Source organism: Polycyclovorans algicola TG408 (assembly GCF_000711245.1).
GTDB classification, from domain to species: Bacteria; Pseudomonadota; Gammaproteobacteria; order Nevskiales; family Nevskiaceae; genus Polycyclovorans; species Polycyclovorans algicola.
This window is the reverse complement of the sequence record NZ_JOMH01000001.1, coordinates 3,186,789-3,203,320: the sequence shown is the minus strand read 5'-3', so window position 1 is coordinate 3,203,320 and position 16,532 is coordinate 3,186,789. Positions and strand designations below refer to the sequence as shown.

General features: G+C 65.9%; 15 protein-coding genes. 12 read left to right on the top strand and 3 right to left on the bottom strand.

The window, feature by feature from the left end; genetic code table 11:
• The first annotated feature begins 68 nt into the window (after positions 1 to 68).
• From U741_RS19445 to U741_RS19580, 7 genes are all read left to right on the top strand, one after another.
• Positions 69 to 245 carry a hypothetical protein gene (locus U741_RS19445; RefSeq protein ID WP_161776253.1) on the top strand — a complete coding sequence of 59 codons (177 nt, stop codon included), beginning with the start codon at positions 69 to 71 and terminating at the stop codon, positions 243 to 245.
• Positions 246 to 270: 25 nt separating this feature from the next.
• A complete protein-coding gene (locus U741_RS0115275) occupies positions 271 to 1,128 on the top strand; it encodes a CheR family methyltransferase (RefSeq protein ID WP_235200480.1) in 858 nt (285 codons plus the stop codon).
• Complete coding sequence (cheD, locus tag U741_RS0115270) at positions 1,125 to 1,697, top strand: chemoreceptor glutamine deamidase CheD (protein ID WP_052378888.1); 573 nt, start codon at positions 1,125 to 1,127, stop codon at positions 1,695 to 1,697. Before U741_RS0115275 ends, cheD begins: the two co-directional genes overlap by 4 nt.
• Complete coding sequence (locus tag U741_RS0115265; protein ID WP_029891313.1) at positions 1,697 to 2,755, top strand: protein-glutamate methylesterase/protein-glutamine glutaminase; 1,059 nt, start codon at positions 1,697 to 1,699, stop codon at positions 2,753 to 2,755. The genes cheD and U741_RS0115265 overlap by 1 nt, the downstream gene beginning before the upstream one ends.
• A gap of 186 nt (positions 2,756 to 2,941) precedes the next feature.
• Positions 2,942 to 4,123 (top strand): methyl-accepting chemotaxis protein, encoded by a 1,182-nt coding sequence (locus U741_RS0115260; protein WP_029891312.1) that lies wholly within the window; start codon positions 2,942 to 2,944, stop codon positions 4,121 to 4,123.
• 263 nt (positions 4,124 to 4,386) lie between these two features.
• Positions 4,387 to 6,135 (top strand): sensor histidine kinase, encoded by a 1,749-nt coding sequence (locus U741_RS0115255; protein WP_029891311.1) that lies wholly within the window; start codon positions 4,387 to 4,389, stop codon positions 6,133 to 6,135.
• 143 nt (positions 6,136 to 6,278) lie between these two features.
• The gene (locus U741_RS19580; protein ID WP_235200685.1) at positions 6,279 to 7,577 is read left to right on the top strand and encodes a thrombospondin type 3 repeat-containing protein; all 1,299 of its coding nucleotides are present in this window, start codon (positions 6,279 to 6,281) and stop codon (positions 7,575 to 7,577) included.
• 28 nt (positions 7,578 to 7,605) lie between these two features.
• Here the strand turns inward: U741_RS19580 and hemH are convergent, their stop codons facing one another.
• Complete coding sequence (gene hemH, locus U741_RS0115235) at positions 7,606 to 8,718, bottom strand: ferrochelatase (protein WP_043110305.1); 1,113 nt, start codon at positions 8,716 to 8,718, stop codon at positions 7,606 to 7,608.
• An 83-nt stretch (positions 8,719 to 8,801) separates the two neighbouring features.
• Between hemH and U741_RS0115230 the strand changes: the two genes are divergently transcribed.
• The 5 genes from U741_RS0115230 (at position 8,802) to U741_RS0115210 (ending at position 13,465) form a co-directional block, all read left to right on the top strand.
• On the top strand, positions 8,802 to 9,818 hold the full coding sequence (locus tag U741_RS0115230) for a T6SS phospholipase effector Tle1-like catalytic domain-containing protein (RefSeq protein WP_052378887.1): 1,017 nt from the start codon (positions 8,802 to 8,804) through the stop codon (positions 9,816 to 9,818).
• Positions 9,815 to 10,537 carry a Crp/Fnr family transcriptional regulator gene (locus tag U741_RS0115225; protein ID WP_029891306.1) on the top strand — a complete coding sequence of 241 codons (723 nt, stop codon included), beginning with the start codon at positions 9,815 to 9,817 and terminating at the stop codon, positions 10,535 to 10,537. The genes U741_RS0115230 and U741_RS0115225 overlap by 4 nt, the downstream gene beginning before the upstream one ends.
• Positions 10,538 to 10,640: 103 nt before the next feature.
• Positions 10,641 to 11,567: a DUF7064 domain-containing protein gene (locus tag U741_RS0115220; RefSeq protein ID WP_029891305.1), complete on the top strand. Its 927-nt coding sequence runs from the start codon at positions 10,641 to 10,643 to the stop codon at positions 11,565 to 11,567.
• 70 nt (positions 11,568 to 11,637) lie between these two features.
• On the top strand, positions 11,638 to 12,732 hold the full coding sequence (locus U741_RS0115215) for a phosphotransferase (protein WP_052378886.1): 1,095 nt from the start codon (positions 11,638 to 11,640) through the stop codon (positions 12,730 to 12,732).
• 43 nt (positions 12,733 to 12,775) lie between these two features.
• The gene (locus tag U741_RS0115210; protein WP_029891303.1) at positions 12,776 to 13,465 is read left to right on the top strand and encodes a class I SAM-dependent methyltransferase; all 690 of its coding nucleotides are present in this window, start codon (positions 12,776 to 12,778) and stop codon (positions 13,463 to 13,465) included.
• Positions 13,466 to 13,481: 16 nt separating this feature from the next.
• Here U741_RS0115210 and U741_RS18700 read toward each other — a convergent pair whose 3' ends face one another.
• Both U741_RS18700 and U741_RS0115200 read right to left on the bottom strand, forming a co-directional pair.
• Entirely contained in the window at positions 13,482 to 15,122 is a 1,641-nt protein-coding gene (locus tag U741_RS18700) for an alanine/glycine:cation symporter family protein (RefSeq protein WP_052378885.1), read from the bottom strand.
• Between the two features lie 25 nt (positions 15,123 to 15,147).
• On the bottom strand, positions 15,148 to 16,488 hold the full coding sequence (locus tag U741_RS0115200; protein WP_029891301.1) for a sodium-dependent transporter: 1,341 nt from the start codon (positions 16,486 to 16,488) through the stop codon (positions 15,148 to 15,150).
• Between the last annotated feature and the right edge of the window lie 44 nt (positions 16,489 to 16,532).

Below are 16,532 nucleotides of genomic sequence, written 5' to 3'. Positions count from 1 at the left end.
TTAGTTGATTGCCCCCTGCAGACGTGGCTGAGTCTGCAGGGGTTTTGCACCCCCTCTCGGAGTTCCCCATGCGCTTGCCCGGCACCACCCGCTACGGTCGCTACTGCCCCTCACAGTGGTTGATGCACCTTGCCAACTGGGGCCTCAGTCTGGCCGGCGCGCCGGTGGCGTTCACCGCCACCCATCGGGTTGCCGGTTGCCCGCTGCGGCGGCTGGTTGAGACCGACGCCAGCTGCGTCGCCTGACCGCCTCCTGCGCCGAGGACGACACGTGACCACGCTGGCCCAGGCGCCGCCCGGCACAGATGCCCGGGACTACCGTTTCACCACGGCCCATTTTCGGTTTGTCCAGCAACGCATCCATCAGTTGGCCGGCATCGCCCTGCTGGATTCCAAACAGGACATGGTTTACAGCCGCCTGATGCGCCGTTTGCGGGCGCTGCGTATTGACGACTTCGACCAGTACCTGGCCATTGTCAAAAACGACGCCCACCCGGAGGTGGAGGCCTTCGTCAACGCGCTGACCACCAACCTCACCGCTTTTTTTCGCGAAGCGCACCACTTCGAACGGCTGATCACCCACCTGCGCCGCAGCAACGCGCCGCGCCCGCTGAAGATCTGGTGTGCCGCCGCCAGCACCGGCGAGGAGCCATGGTCGCTGGCCATCACCGCCTGCGAGGCCTTCAACACCCTGCGCCCACCGGTGGAGATCATCGCCACCGACATCGACACCGATGCGCTTGCAGCGGCGGCGTCAGGTCGTTATCCGCTGTCGCGTCTCGCGCCCCTGAGTGTCGATCAGAAGCGCAATTTCTTCCTGCGCGGCAAGGGCGCCCATGACGGCTTCGCCCGCGTGCGGCCCGAGCTGACCGGCTTGATTCGCTTCGAGAACTGGAATCTGTTGTCCCGCCAGCCGCCGCCATGGCGCGACGTGGACGCCGTGTTTTGCCGCAACGTGATGATCTATTTCGACAAGCCCACGCAGTTGCATGTGCTGGAGCAGATACGCGCGGTGATTCGGCCCGACGGACTGATGTTTGCCGGCCATTCGGAAAGCTTCTTTCACGCCCAGCATCTGTTCCGCTCGCTGGGTCAGACGGTCTACGCGCCCGTGGCGGCCCACAAATGATGGCGGCCAATCCCTCGATCCGCACGGGCTCGCCGGTGATCAAGATTCTGCCCGGCGGTTATCACGCCGACCCCCGCGACGTGACCCTGACCACCACCCTCGGCTCGTGCGTGAGCTGCTGTCTGCACGACCCCGGCCTGGGCATCGGCGGCATGAACCATTTCATGTTGCCGGAGGGCGGTGCCGAGTCCAACGGCTCGGCGCGTTACGGCATTCACGCCATGGAATTGTTGATCAACGCCCTGCTGCAACTGGGCGCGCGTCGCGACAAACTCACCGCCAAGATCTTTGGTGGCGGTGCGGTGCTGCGCGGCATGACGGCGATGGACGTCGGCAAGCGCAATGTGCGCTTTGTTGAAGACTTCCTGCGGCTGGAAAAAATTCCGGTGCTGGCCCGCGACCTGCTCGACGTGCACCCGCGCAAGGTGGCCTTCCACACCCATTCCGGCAAGGCGTTCGTCAAGCCCCTTCCGATCACCGCCCGCGAACCCACGCTGGCCGAAGAAACCCGCTACCGCACGCAACTGGTGAGTGCGCCCATTTCCAGTGGCACCGTGGAGTTGTTCTGATGGCCACCCGTGTTCTGATCGTTGATGACTCGGCGATGATCCGCAAATTGCTGACCGAGCTGCTCGGCTCGGACCCGCGGATCAAGGTGGTGGGCTCAGCCAATGATCCGCTCCAGGCGCGTGAGATGATCAAGCAGCTCAAGCCTGATGTGATCACGCTCGATGTCGAGATGCCGAAGATGGACGGGCTGACCTTTCTCGATCACCTGATGCGCCTGCACCCGATGCCGGTGGTGATGGTCTCGTCGCTGACCCAGAAGGGCGCCGATGCAGCGATCCGCGCGATGGAGTTGGGCGCGGTCGACATCGTCGCCAAGCCGACGTTGGGCATTGCCGATGGCCTGCGCGAAGCCGCCGAAACCTTGTGCAACGCAGTGGTCGGCGCCGCGCAGGCGCGGGTCGGCAACCGCGAGCGCGCCGCACCGCGGCGGGTGCAGGCCTTGTCGTTGTCGACCGACTTCTTCTTTGTGCTCGGCGCCTCCACCGGCGGCACCGAAGCGCTCTACGACGTGTTGACGGCCTTGCCGCCTGACGCACCCGGTGCGGTGGTGGTGCAACACATTCCCCCGGTGTTCTCGCGCAGCTTTGCCGAGCGCCTCGATCGCGCCTGCGCGGTACGGGTGGGCGAGGCCTTTGATGGCGCGCGCCTTGCCACCGGGCAGGTGTGGATCGCCCCCGGCGGCTATCAACTGCGCGTGGTGCGTGATGGTGCGCGCTACATCTGCCGCATTGGCGAGGCGGATCGCGTCAATGGTTTTGCGCCGTCGGTCGACGTGATGTTCAAGTCGGCGGTCACCGCCGCTGGCAGCAACCTGGCCGCCGGGTTGCTCACCGGCATGGGCGATGACGGTGCACAGGGCTTGCTCGCGCTACGCCAGCACGGCGCCTTCACCTGCGTCCAGGATGAAGCCACCTCGGTGGTCTGGGGCATGCCGGGCGCCGCCTTCAAGCTCGGCGCCGCCGATGCCGTGCTGCCGCTGCACCAGGTCGCCGAACGGTTGATGGATGCGGCCAGACGGCACCACAGCCGCTTAAGCCAGGGCGAAAGCCGCCGATAACACTCATTAAGGAACTTCTGAAAAACGTAGCGAGCGAAGCTCAGTTTGCGTTTCGCCGGAGCACAGGAAACGGAATGTATTGAAATACATGAGTATTTCGAGCACCGCCGGAATGCGAAATGACGAGCGCAGTAGTTTTGCAGAGGTTCCTTCAGATCTCTTCATACCCGCCACGGAGCTTTGCCCATGACCCTCAAGACCGCCCACGTTGACCTGCTGCTGCTGGCTGCGCCGGTCACCCTGTCGGGGCTGCATCTGTACTTGCTGCTGGTCAGCAATCAGCCGGGGTGGGTGTATCTGAGTGCCGCCGCCACCGTCGTGGCGTGGTCGCTGGCCTACCTGTTCCGCTACCAGATGACCCACCACGGCGCCGCCCATCAGGCGCGAAAAAGTGGTGCCGAACTGGTGAGTGAAATGCGCGAGTTTGTCGTCGCCGAAATTCAGGGCACGCACGCCGAGATCACCCGTGCCCGCGGCCTGGTCAGCGATGCGGTCAAGCGCCTGGGTCACAGCTTTGAGGGTCTCAACACCGAATCACGCGGCCAGGCCGCACTGATGAGCAACATGGTCGAACGCCGCGGCAACGGTCCGGGCACCGGCAACGTTCGCGAGTTTGCCGACGAGGCACGGCAACTGATGGAGCGCATGGCGACCGCGCTGGGGCAGGTGTCCAGCCAGTCGGGCATGACCGTGCAGCAGATCGACGAAATGTCGAAAAAGCTCGACGGCATGTTCGTGCTGCTGGAAGACGTGAAAACCATCGCCGACCAGACCAATCTCTTGGCACTCAACGCAGCCATTGAAGCGGCGCGTGCCGGGGAGGCGGGGCGCGGCTTTGCGGTGGTCGCCGACGAGGTTCGTTCGCTGTCGCAGCGCTCGAACACCTTCAACGAGCAGATTCGCGGTCTGGCCTTGGGCGCGCGTGAAGCGGTGTCGACCGTGCGTGCCACCGTCAGTGCCATGAGCCAGCGCGACGGCTCGCTCAGCGACGAAGCCCACAGCGGCACGACCCGCCTCATCGGCCATGTCGAAGCCCTGAACCAAACCCTGGGCGAAACCCTGCAGCAGGCACAGGGCTCGGCGCAGCGTATTGGCCAGTCGGTCGCCGAGGCAGTGCGCGCGCTGCAGTTCGAAGACCTGACCAGCCAGGCGCTAGGCGCTGCCGAAATGCACCTGTCGCGGCTCGAAGACATTGAACGCGAGACGGCCGCACTCGAAGCCCTGCAGTTCAATGGCGGGCAAGACGTGGTGCCCGAACTTGAGCGGGTGATGACGCGGGTGCGCAATGTCAAGGCGCAGGTGGTGGTGGCGCCGCACAAGCCGGTCACGCAGGTGGCGATGCAAGCGGGCGGGGTCGAGCTTTTCTAAGGAACCTCCGCAAAACTACTGCGCTCGTCATTTCGCGTTCCGGCGGTGCTCGAAATACTCATGTATTTCAATACATTCCCATCGCAGCACTGCGAAGCGGTGCTTCGGTCACTGCTCTGTCTGCGCTCCGGCGGAACGCGAACTGAGCTTCGCTCGCTACGTTTTTCAGAGGTTCCCTGACTAAGCCTTGCCTGCCAGCAGGCCGCCATCACCGCCCGTCATCGCTGGCTTGACGCCGCCAGGGGTTGCGGCAACCTGTCGGCATGAACGCTCCATTGAACTCAGCGCTGTTGCCTTCAGCGGCAACACCGCCCTGCCTGCTGGCCGAGACGTCGCCACTGAGCGTCGTTGGCTTTGATGCCAAGGGCGGGGAGGTGTACCGCAACCGGGTCGCGGCGGCCGGTTCCGGACCGGACTGGCAGGTGCACGCCGACGACCACGCCAGCCTGCTCGCGGCACGCCAAGCGCTGAAGGCGCCCGGCGATCGCTACCAGCAGACCTACCGCTGGGTGAGCGCGGGCGGTGAACGACGCTGGATCAGCGAGACCGCAGAACGTCTGCCCACCGAGATCGACGGCATCGTCGTCATCGCCCATCAGGCTGACATCACCGTAGCGCTGGACGAAACGGCGCGACTCAACGCGCGGTTGTTGCGCCAAGAAGGCATCGTCGCCTCGGCGGCCGATCCCATCATCACCCTGGATGCCGACCTGCAGGTGCTGTCGTGCAACCACGCCGCGAAGCGCCTGCTCGGCGTGTCCGGCAACGAACTACTGGGGCAGCCGGTCCATCGGTGGTTGCGGCCTGTCGAGACCGGCCCCGACGGCCTTCTGTCGCCGGGCAGTGGCCAGACGATGACGGCGCATCACGCCAATGGCGCGCAAGTGCCGGTCACGGTGTCGGTGAGCACCCTGCAACTGCGCGGCGAGCGGGTGCATACACTGATCGTGCGCGATGCCCGCGAGCAGCAGCGCATCCGCCAGCAGCTCGAGGCCTCACAGGTGCAGCAAGGCCTGGTGTTACAGGCGGCCGGCATGGGCAGTTGGCAGTTCGATGTCGACGCCGACCGGCTGCGGGTCACGCCCGAGGCCCGCGCGGTGCTGGGCTGCGCGGCCGATGAACTGATGGAGGGCTTCGAGCACCTGACCCTGCACATGCACCCGGCTGATCGCGCGTCGGCACGCGCCCGCTGGCAACAGGCTGTGGCGGATGGCTGTGCGTACGAACAAACCTATCGGGTCATCGACCTTGCCGGCGACACCCGCTGGGTCAGTGAGCGCGGCCTGTGTCTGGCCCAAGCACCGCTGCGGCGGCTGTTGGCCGTGGTGATGGACGTCACCGGGCAACGCCAGCGCGAAGCCGAGCTGGCGGCCATGGCCGAGCGCTTGCGCGCCCTGGGCGCGCAACTGGTGCAGGTCCAGGAACACGAGCGCCGTCACCTGGCGCGCGAACTGCACGACGAAATCGGCCAGCAACTCACCGCGGGCTTGATTGAAGTCCGCAATCCCGCGCTGAAACTGCCGCAAGCGCTGCGCCGCCGCTGGATCGAGCAATTTGGCGGGCTGATTGAACAGGTGCGTACGCTCTCGTTGGATCTCAGCCCGGCCATGCTGGATGACCTGGGCCTGGTGCCGGCGCTGCGCAGCTACGCCCAGCGCCTGGCCGAACGTGGCGGGTTGACGCTGACCCTGGCGCTGGAAGACGCGCCCGGACGTTTCGGCCCGGCACTGGAAAACGCCCTGTTTCGCATCGCCCAGGAGGCCACCACCAACGTGCTGCGCCACGCCGGGGCCACGCGGCTGACGCTGTCACTGACCCGCTCCGACTGCGAGTGGGTGCTGGTGATTGAAGATGACGGCGTCGGCTTGCCGGCCACGCCCGCCGCAGCGCCGGCGCATTTCGGCATGCTCGGCATGCGCGAGCGCGCCGCCCTGCTGGGGGGCCAATTGCAGGTGACCTCAGGCAAGCCCCGGGGCCTGCGAATTGAGGCCCGGCTGCCGGTAAGTTGCTAGCGCCGACTTTGTAGGTCGTCTGGGTCAGACGCGCGCACCAGCCCCGTGGACTAGAGTAACGGTGGCCGTTCACAACGGGATCGCTGATCAAGCGCATGCGAGGGTTTCGGGGAGTCGGGAAATCATGGGTTGGGCTGGTCGTGATGCTGCTCACGGCGGGCACCGCCGTGCACGCGGCGGACGCTGATCGCGACGGCGACGGCATTCCCGATGGTTTCGATCTTTGCCCCGACACGCGACCCGGCACCCCGGTGGACGTGTTCGGCTGCGCAGCGCCGACGCCCGAGACGCGCGACAGCGATGCCGACGGCATTCCCGACATCGCCGACCTATGCCCCGATACGCCGGCCAACACCGTCATCGACGCCTTTGGTTGTCCGCTGCAGATCGACAGCGATGGCGACGGCGTGCCCGATCATCAGGACCCATGCCCGCAAACCCCGCCGGGCGCGCAGGTCGATGCCAGCGGCTGTGCCATCGACAGCGACTTTGACGGCGTGCCCGACGGCCTTGACCAATGCCAGGGCACCCAGCTCGGCTTGCCCGCCGACCGTGTTGGCTGCGCCAAGGATGGCAGCGACCGGCGCGGGGTTGACGTGCGGGTTGAGCTGCCCGGCATGCCGGGTGTGCCGGCCCGCGCCACACCCACGGCGACGGCTCAGCCTGCCCAACCACCACCGACCGTGACACCGCCCACGCCGAGCCTGACGGCAGCGCCGACGGCGTCCAGCGTCCCCACCGCGACACCGCAGCCGACGTTCCGTGGTCTTATCGTGCCAAGCCCAAGCCCAAGCCCAAGCCCAAGCCCAAGCCCAAGCCCAAGCCCAAGCCCAAGCCCAAGCCCAAGCCCAAGCCCAAGCCCGAGTCCGAGCCCAAGTCCGAGTCCGAGTCCGAGTCCGAGTCCGAGCCCCACGGTGCCGCCGAGTCTGACGCCGACGCCATCACTCGCTGCCGTCACCGAGCCGGCCGCGGAAGGTGAGTCGCCATCGCCCAGCCCGCAAGCCACGCCCGGACCTGAAATCGTCCCGCAGGTGAGCGCCGAGTCAGTCCCGGTCGTGCCGCAGGCGACGCGCATGGAGCCGGCACGTCCGGTAAAAAATTCCGTCGTGGCCGGGCCGGCGCCCGGGGGCACGCGCGTCTGGCGGCTGACGTTCGAGGCGGGCAACGACTACGAGGTCTCGCCCGAGCAGGTCGGCGGCCTGCGCCAAGGCTTGGAACCTTACCGCGAGGCCCTGCTGCGCTCGGGTCGTGGGCAGGTCCAGTTGGTGGGCATTGCCACTCAGACCAACGAGGTCAGCACGGCGCGCCGCGCCCGGCTGTCGCGAGGCTTGTTGATGGGCCTCGGTGTGCCCGGCGACCGCATCATCTATGCCGTGCGCACCGCACAGCCCGGCGAGATCCCCGGCGTCATCGAGGTGTACGTGCGCGGTATCGAGCAGTAGCGCTAGCGCCGTGCCGGGCTCAGGCGGGCTACAGCCCCTTGATATGGGCGCCGGGCAGCACGCGCGCCACGTTTGCGAGGCGCTGATCGACCTCGGTGGCGGCGTCGGTGCTGGCGTCCCAGCCCTGCAAATGGCGGCGGGTCAGCGTTGCCAAATAGTCGATGTGATCAGTCTCGGCGTTCAGTGCCGGGATGTAGCGCAGCGCAGCGCCGCCGGCGTGGGTGAAGGTTTCGCCGTAGCCGATGGCGACTTCTTCCAGTGTCTCAAGGCAGTCGGCGGCAAAGCCGGGGCAGATCACGTCCAGCTTCTTGATGCCGCGCTGCGCCAACTGGGTGACGTGCTGGTCGGTGTAGGGCTGCAGCCACGGCATTTTGCCGAGCCGGCTCTGAAAGCTGAGGCTCATCGCGGCATCGTCCAGCCCCAGCCGTTCGCGCAGCAGGCGGGCGGTCTTGTGCGCCTGGCAATGGTAAGGATCGCCGCGCAGCAGGTTGCGCTGCGGGATGCCGTGGAATGAGCACAGCAGATGATCGCCACGCCCGTGCTCGGCCCAGTGACGTTCCACCGAGCGTGCCAGCGCGTCGATGTAGCCCGGGTCGTCGTGGTACTGGCGGATGACACGCAGCGCCGGCGGGTCGCGGTCTTGCATGAGCACCCTGAACACCGCGTCGGTCACCGCAGCCGTGGTGGTCGCCGAATACTGCGGGTACAGCGGCAGCACCAGCAGCCGGTCGACGTCCTGTGCTTTCAGGCGGGCGAGGGCGTTGCCAACCGACGGCTCGCCATAGGTCATCGCCAGTTCGACCACGGCGTCATCGCCCATGGCGGCCTTGAGCGCGGCGTGCTGCTGGCGGCTGATGACCATCAGCGGCGAGCCGTCCCTGTGCCACACCGAGCCGTAGGTTTTGGCGAGCTTGATCGGCCGCAGCGGCAGGATCAGCAGATTCAGGATCAGCCACCAGATCGGGCGCGGCACTTCCACCACGCGGCGGTCGCTGAGGAACTGGCGCAAGTAGCGGCGGATGGCGCCGGGGGTTGGTGATTCGGGGGTGCCGAGATTCACCATCAACACGCCGATGCGGCGTCCCCGACGATGGGGGGCAATCAGCGAATCGGGCAGGGCGGGGCGGGCAGCTTGGTTCATGGCGGCAAGTGTGGCGCAAAGCAGTCTCGCTGGCGCATATTCAGCCACACGGCAGAACATTAAATCCGAGCAGGAGCGCCCCCGTGAAACGCATCGTGATCTGTGCCGACGGCACCTGGCAGAGCCCTGAGTCCGAGCACCCGACCCATGTCATGCGGCTGGCGCGCGGCATCGCGCCGGTCGATGCCAGGCGCCAAAAACAGGTGGTGTTCTACGACTGGGGCGTGGGTTCGGAGGGCGACCGCATCAAAGGGGGTGCCACCGGCGCGGGCATCGACAAGAACATCATGGATGCTTACCGCTTCATCGTGCACAACCATGACGCCGGCGATGCGCTGTTCTTTTTCGGCTTCAGCCGCGGCGCCTACACGGTGCGTTCGCTGGCTGGTTTTATCCGCAACTGCGGTGTGCTCAAGCGGGCGCATGCGGCACGCATTCCCGAGGCCTATGAGCTGTACCGGGCGCGCCACAAAACCTCCGCGCCGGGTGAAGATCGCGCCACCTTATTTCGCCGCGACTACGCCGTCGCCGACCGCACGGCCATCGCCTTCGTCGGCGTCTGGGACACGGTGGGCGCGCTGGGCATTCCCGCGCCCTTCATCGGCACGCTGAACACCGGGCGCTATCTGTTTCACGACGCCGAGCCGAGCAGCATCATCGAATGCGCCCGCCACGCGGTGGCAATCGACGAAAACCGCCAGGACTTCGTGCCGACCTTGTGGACCCGCAAGCCCGGTCTGGACCTTAAGCAGGTGTGGTTTTCCGGCGTGCATACCGACATCGGCGGCGGCTACGCCAACCACGCGCTGGGCGACCATGCCGGGGTGTGGATGGCGGGCGAGGCCGAGCGCTGCGGTCTGCGTTTTGAGCCGCACTTTGGCGCGCAGATGCAGCCCGATTACCGCGCCCCACAGCACAACGAATACAAGGGTGCCTACAGGCTGCTGCGCCGGTCCGCACCACGCGCCGTCGAGCCCTGCGTGCACGTCAGCGTGCGTCAGCGTTTCGAAGACCCGGCGCTGACCGTGCGCAGCCCGGCACTGCGTGCCTTGCTCGACTCGGTGGACAACGACTGGTCGAAAATTGTGGTGGACGGGTGAGCGGCCCCAGCCTGAACCCGATTCGCAATCTGCACGATTTCATCGATGATCTGCCGCCCTCGGTGCGCGCCGACATTGACGCCGTGAGCCGCTATCGAAGCGTTGTCGCCGGCGCGCGAATTCTGCGACGGGGTTCGTTGCCGCGCGACGTGTTTCAGGTGCAGGCCGGGCGTGTGAAGTATTGCTCGTGGGACCACGAAGGCCGCGAAGAGGTCCTGACCTATATGCAACAGGGCGACTGGATCGGGTTGTCTGAATTGTTCACCGACCTGCCGGCGTCGTGGGACGTGGTGACCCTGTCGCCGGTGACCGTGCGTGTGGTGAGCCGTCGGCAGTTTCACGACCTGCTTGACGCCCATCCGGCGCTGTCGAAGGCGCTGCTGCGGGTGTTTGCCCTGCGCTTCAGTCTGCACCGGCTGTTCGGTCTGGACCACAGCGCGCTGACGCTCAAGCAGCGCCTGATCAAGATGCTGTACTTCCTGTCTTTCAGTCATGAGAAGGCGGCCACGGACGCACAGCCGATCAACCTGAAGCTGTCGCAGGAAGAGCTGGGCAAAGTGGTCGGCGCGTCGCGGCAAAAGCTCAATCCGGCATTGAAGGCCCTGCAGCACGAGGGCTTGCTGACGGTGCGTGTTGGCGGTGTCATCCTGCACAGCCGGGCGCGCATCGTCGAGCGTTACGGCCATTTGCTGGGCCTGCCCACGCCAGACAAAGCCTGAGGCCGCCGTGTCACCCGGGTGACAGTGCGCGCCACCCAGGCTTGGGCAGTATCAGTCCCCAGGCGAAGATCGCCCGCTTGCCAATTCCTTTCCGGAGAGACCGATGACCCGCAAACTCGAAACCCTGCCACCCGTGCCCGACGCCCACGCCTTCCGCCACGCGATGAAGCCCGGTGGTCGCGAGTCGCTGGCCCACATGCTGATGTTTCCCGAGCACGGGATCGCCGGATTCATTTATCCCGCCGTGCTGGCCGACGGTTCGGCCAAAGCCAAGATGACGCTGTTCGGCGCGGGCCTGTCGGCACCGATCCACGAACAGTTCGATGAGGTCGTGTCCGACACCATGAACTTTGATGACTGGCTCTCCGGCCCGCTGCGCATGGCGGTGACCCAGCCGCATCAGCGCGTCGAACTGGAATGGAACGGCGAGCGCATCCGCTTCAAGGGTGCTTTTGAGGCCCTGCACCCGCCGTATCTGTTCAGTTCAAACCCAGCCGGCAATCCGCCGTATTACGGGGATGACCGCACCGAACAGCACGGTCGCCTGACGGCCGAGCTTGAAGTGGAAGGCCGCAACCTGGCGCTTAGTGGTTACCTGATTCGCGATCATTCCTGGGGGCCGCGCATCTGGGGGCTCAACCAGCACTACAAGTGGTTCCATGCCGCCACGGAACATTGCTCGGTGCACTTCTTTGAGATGCTGTCGTTTGGTCGCCGGCAGCTGCGCGGCTTTGTTTTCAAGGATGGCGTCATCCAGCACCTCACTGAGGCCGACTACGACTTCACCTACAACGACCAGATGATGCAGCAGACCTTCCGCGCCGAAGTGGGCGATGCCGCCGGCCGCAAGGTGGTGATCAACTGCAAGGCCTTCGCCAACATCCAGTTGGAATACGACCCCATGGTCTATCTCAACGAAGCGCCGGTGACGGTTGAGATTGACGGTCAGCCGGGTGCCGGCTGGTGCGAGTTCTGCTTCAACCGCAATTACTTCGACTTTGCCCGCCAGCACGTGACGCAGTACGGGTAACCTTTGGCTCCGAACCCGCGTGCCGCAAAGACGGCGCCGGCTGATCAACGTGCAGCCAGGAGAATCACCCGTGTCGAGCTTTCATCCGTTTCAACCCATCGTGCCGGTCGATAGCGTCACGGCCGAATGGATGACCCAGGCGCTGACCGCAGCCGGGCGGCTTGCCGGTGCGCGCGTGGTCGGCGTCCGCCATGAGCCCTGCGGCACCGGGCAGTTGGGTGACTCCTTTCGTTTCACGATGACCTACGAACCGGCCGGTGCCGGCCCGGCGACCCTGGTCGGCAAGTTCGCCTCCAAGGACGCGACCAGCCGCGAATTTGGTCGCAGCTCGGGCTACTACCGCAGCGAGATCGGCTTCTACCAGAAGCTGGCGCCGGGGCTGTCGATGTCGATTCCCACCGCCGTGCATGCGGCGCTGGCCGACAACGACACCGACTTTGTGCTGCTGATGGAAGACCTCGCCCCGGCCCGGCAGGTCGATCAGTTGATTGGCTGCAATGCCGACGAGTCGGCACGCGTCATGGAGCAGGCGGCGGCGTTGCACGCGGCCACCTGGCACGACCGCGACCTGGCGCAGCAGGACTGGCTGCACGGGCCGGTGGGCATTTTCACCCACGTCAGCGATCATTTTGCCGGCCTGCTGGAGACCTTTCCGCAACTCTATGGCGACCTGGTCCCCGAAGCGGACCTGAAGGAAGCCGCCAGGCTGGTCGATCACACCGACGCCTGGAAGCAGATCTTCAGCGACCCGCAGTGCCTCTGGCACAGCGACCTGCGGGCCGACAACGTGCTGTTCGACGCCTGCGGCGACACCCGCCCGGTGGTGGTGCTCGACTGGCAGGGCGTCGGCTTTGGCCGCGGCAGCATCGACGTCGCCTACTGGCTGGGCACCAGCATGGCCGTGGAAGACCGCCGCAAGCACGAACGCGATCTGGTCACGCACTACCACCGGGCACTGGTCGGCCATGGCGTGTCCGGCTACAGCGCCGCGCAGTGCTGGGACGACTACCGCATCCACGCCATTCATGGCCTGCAGGTGGGCGTCTTCGGGCTGGGCGCGGTCAAGCGCACGCCGCGCGGCGACACCATGTGGAAGTCGTGGATTGAGCGCACGGCCCAGCAGGTGCGCGACCTCGACAGCTTCAGCGCGCTGGCCGGGCGTTAGTCCGCCGCGCTGCACATGGCAACGGTCCGAGCGACGAACGCCGATGCACGTTGACGCCGCCACGGACGCGGATCACGAGCGCCGGATCATCACCGCGTGGCACCACAACGCCGCGCCGTGGACTGCCGTGGTGCGCGATGGCCGCATCGCCAGCCGTCGGCAGGTGACCGATGCAGCGGTGATTGATGCGGTCTGCAACCTGCAACCCGCCACGGTGATTGACCTTGGCTGCGGCGAGGGGTGGCTGATGCGGGCATTGACGGCGCGTGGCTTGTCGGTGCTCGGCGTGGATGCGGTGCCGGCCCTCATCGACGCGGCCACGGCGCAGGGTGTCGGTCGCTTTACCTGTCTGGATTACGCCGCGATTGCCGACGGCGCGCTCACCGAAACCGCCGATGTGGTGGTCTGCAATTTCGCCCTGCTGGGCGGCGACTCGGTTGCCAAATTGCTTGCCGCGGTGCTGCGACTGCTCAACCCCTCAGGGGCGCTGATCATCCAGACCCTGCACCCGCGCGCCGCCTGTGGTGACGGCCCGTATCAAGACGGCTGGCGCGACGGCACCTGGGCCGGTATCGAAGGCGACTTCGGCCCTGCGCCGCCGTGGTATTTCCGCACCGTGGAAAGTTGGGCGCGACTGCTGCGCGACAGCGGCTTCAGTCACCTCACCTGCCACGAGCCGTGTTGGCCCGAGTCGGGTGAACCAGCGTCGCTCATGTTGGTGGCGCGGGTTTGATGCGTGCCCTCCAAGCTCACCGTCGGTCAATCTCCTGCGCATCCAGCCGCTGGATGTAGTCGCGATAACTGCGCATAGCGTGGTGGCCAAGCAGCACGAGTAGTGGCAGGTTGATGAACAGCATGAAGCCCATCGCCACGGTGGAAAGCGAATCAATCTCGACGTCGGTGCGAATCAGTCCCACCGTGGCCAGCACGATCAATCCGCACCAGATGACACGAAATGCGGTCACACCGCCGGTGCCCATCAGGTACACCAATCCCTGTTCGCTGTAGTAGCTCCAGGTGATCAGCGTGGACAGCGCAAACAGCCACACGGCAATCACCACCATCCAGCGGCCGAGGCCGTCAAAGGCGTGGTCGAAGGCCCGCGCCGTGAGCGTGGCGGCGGGGTAGTCGGCGAACAGGCCGCGCTCGGCCAATTCCGGTGCCTGTGCGGCAGCGTGCGGACGCCAGGTGAGGGCGCCGTCGCCGGCCACGGTGGCAAAGATTCGGGCACGGTCGGCCCCATCGTTCACCACCACGAACACGGATGAACTGGCGCGCAGATCCATGCCTTGCGGCACGGCGGCAACATCTGGCTGCCACTGACCGGGCGCGACTTCGGTGAAGGCGGGCGGGGTGGCCCACTGCGCTTCGGCGGGGCGGTTCCACACGCCACTGACGAGAATGACCAGGGCGGTGAGCGTGCACACCACGATGGTGTCGATGAACGGCTCCAGGCCCGCGACGATGCCTTCGGTCGCGGGCTCCGGCGTCTTCACTGCCGCGTGGGCGATGGGCGCCGAGCCGAGGCCGGCTTCGGAGGAAAACAGCGCGCGCTTCATGCCGAAAATGAAGGCCACGCCAATGCTCGCGCCGAGGAATGCGCCACCGGCCTGGGCGGGCGCGAAGGCGCTGCGGAAGATCAGGCCGAACAACTCCGGCAACTGCCGCCATTCCATCCCGAGAATCACCAGCGCTGCCAGCACATAGATGCCGCACATCACCGGTACCAGCATCGATGCCACGCGGCCGATGCGCTGGATGCCGCCGAGAATCACCAGCCCCACCACCGCCGCCAGAATCACGCCGCTGATCCAGGTGGGAATGCCGAAATAGCTGTGTGAAATCTCGGCCACGTTCCACGCCTGAAACATGTTGCCGCCGGTGATGCCGAACAGGATCAGGGGAATACAGAACGCGGCACCAATGAACGGCGCAATGCGGCGCAGACCCGGTATATTTTTCAGCCCCTCGCGCGCCACATACATGGTGCCGCCGCGTGGGTTCGCGGGGTCCGAGGTATCGCGATAGAGCATGGCCAGCCACACCTCGACGCTCTTGATGGCCATGCCGACGATGGCGACCAGCCACATCCAGAACACCGCGCCGGGCCCGCCCAGTGCGACGGCAATCGCCACGCCGCCGATGTTGCCCAGCCCCACCGTGGCCGACAGCGCCGCCGACAACGCTTGAAAGTGAGTGAGCACGCCCTCGCCATGCCCGGTCTTGATGCCGCGCCCCGTCACCAAGGCCACGCCGTGGGTCAGCGCGCGGTACTGGCTGAAGCCGCTCCAGAAAGTGAAACAGACGCCCACCGCCAGCAGGGCCAACAGCACGGGCACCGACAGCATGACGGCGTTGAGGGCGTTGATCAGCGAAAAGAATGCATCCAAGGGGGAAGACCTTTGATTGAGAGTTTCAGGAACCGCCCACCGCCTGCCACACCAGCGCGGCGATGGCGACCGGCGCGCCAATACGCAACAGCCAGATCCATGCCGACAGCCACGGCAGGCACAACGTGCCGTCGTTTGACAGGTGCGCGCGCGCCGGGCCTGACCAGCGCCAGCCGATGAAGCTGGCTACCAGCAACCCGCCCAGCGGCAGCATCACGTTGTTGGCCAGAAAATCCATCCAGTCGAAAAAGGTTCTGCCTGCCAGTGTCGCGTCACTGAGCGGCCCGAACGACAGAGATGCGGGAATGGCCAACAGCAGGCAGACCAGTGACGCCACCAGGGTTGCGACACCGCGGCGAATACCGTGCTCGTCCACTGCCCAGGCAATCATCGGTTCGAGTATCGACACCGCCGAAGTGAGCGCGGCAATGGCCAGCAGGCTGAAAAACAGCACGCCGAACACCTGCCCGAACGGCAGGCTGGCGAACACCGCGGGCAGGGTGATGAAGGTCAGGCCCGGCCCGGCGCTGGGGTCCAGCCCCACGGCAAAAACCGCCGGCAGCACCATCAGCGCGGCGAGCACCGCAACGCCCACATCGAGCAACACGATGATCAGCGTCGAACGCGGAATGTTGACGTCGCGTTGCAGGTACGAGCCGTAGGTGATCATCACGCCCATGCCGATCGACAGCGAGAAAAACGCCTGCGCGGTGGCGCTGATCACGGTGTTCATGTCGACCCGCGAGAAATCCGGCGTCAGCAGAAACGCCAACCCCGCGTCGGCGCCCGGCATCGTCACCGAGCGCGCCACCAGCGCCAGCAACAACACGAACAACAGCGGCATGAGCACCTTGCTGGCGCGTTCTATCCCCTTGCCGACGCCGCCCGCGACAATCCACGCCGTCATCGCCATGAACACCGCGGCGGCCAACAGCGGCGCGAAGGTCTGGCTGGTGAAGTTGCCAAAATGCGCACCCAGCACGGCCGACTCGGTGGTCGCCAACTCATTGCCCGCCATGAACACGATGTAGGCCAGCGTCCAGCCCGCCACCACCACGTAGAACGACAGAATCACGAAGCCGGTCAGCACCCCCAGGCCACCCGCGAACGCCCAGCGTGGACCGCCCAGCGCGCGAAAAGCCCCCACCGGATTGCGCTGCGTTGCCCGGCCCAACACCATCTCGGCCATCACCAGCGAAATGCCGAAGCTCAGTACCACCGCCAGATAAATCAGGATGAACGCCGAGCCGCCGTTCTCGCCCGCGATGTACGGGAAGCGCCAGATATTCCCCAGCCCAATCGCTGACCCGGCCGTGGCCATGATGAAGCCGAAACGGCTGCCCCAATGTTCACGTGCGGCCAGCATGGTGAGTCCCCGAGATCAATGAATCGCAGGCTGATTCTGCCGTG

What these genes read in the sequence shown, in the direction of transcription:
- U741_RS19445 (WP_161776253.1), top strand. Translation starts at nt 69, where the DNA reads ATGCGCTTGCCCGGCACCACCCGCTACGGTCGCTACTGCCCCTCACAG.
- cheD (WP_052378888.1), top strand. Translation starts at nt 1,125, where the DNA reads ATGATGGCGGCCAATCCCTCGATCCGCACGGGCTCGCCGGTGATCAAG.
- U741_RS0115265 (WP_029891313.1), top strand. Translation starts at nt 1,697, where the DNA reads ATGGCCACCCGTGTTCTGATCGTTGATGACTCGGCGATGATCCGCAAA.
- U741_RS0115260 (WP_029891312.1), top strand. Translation starts at nt 2,942, where the DNA reads ATGACCCTCAAGACCGCCCACGTTGACCTGCTGCTGCTGGCTGCGCCG.
- U741_RS0115255 (WP_029891311.1), top strand. Translation starts at nt 4,387, where the DNA reads ATGAACGCTCCATTGAACTCAGCGCTGTTGCCTTCAGCGGCAACACCG.
- U741_RS19580 (WP_235200685.1), top strand. Translation starts at nt 6,279, where the DNA reads ATGCTGCTCACGGCGGGCACCGCCGTGCACGCGGCGGACGCTGATCGC.
- hemH (WP_043110305.1), bottom strand. Translation starts at nt 8,718, where the DNA reads ATGAACCAAGCTGCCCGCCCCGCCCTGCCCGATTCGCTGATTGCCCCC.
- U741_RS0115220 (WP_029891305.1), top strand. Translation starts at nt 10,641, where the DNA reads ATGACCCGCAAACTCGAAACCCTGCCACCCGTGCCCGACGCCCACGCC.
- U741_RS0115210 (WP_029891303.1), top strand. Translation starts at nt 12,776, where the DNA reads ATGCACGTTGACGCCGCCACGGACGCGGATCACGAGCGCCGGATCATC.
- U741_RS0115200 (WP_029891301.1), bottom strand. Translation starts at nt 16,488, where the DNA reads ATGCTGGCCGCACGTGAACATTGGGGCAGCCGTTTCGGCTTCATCATG.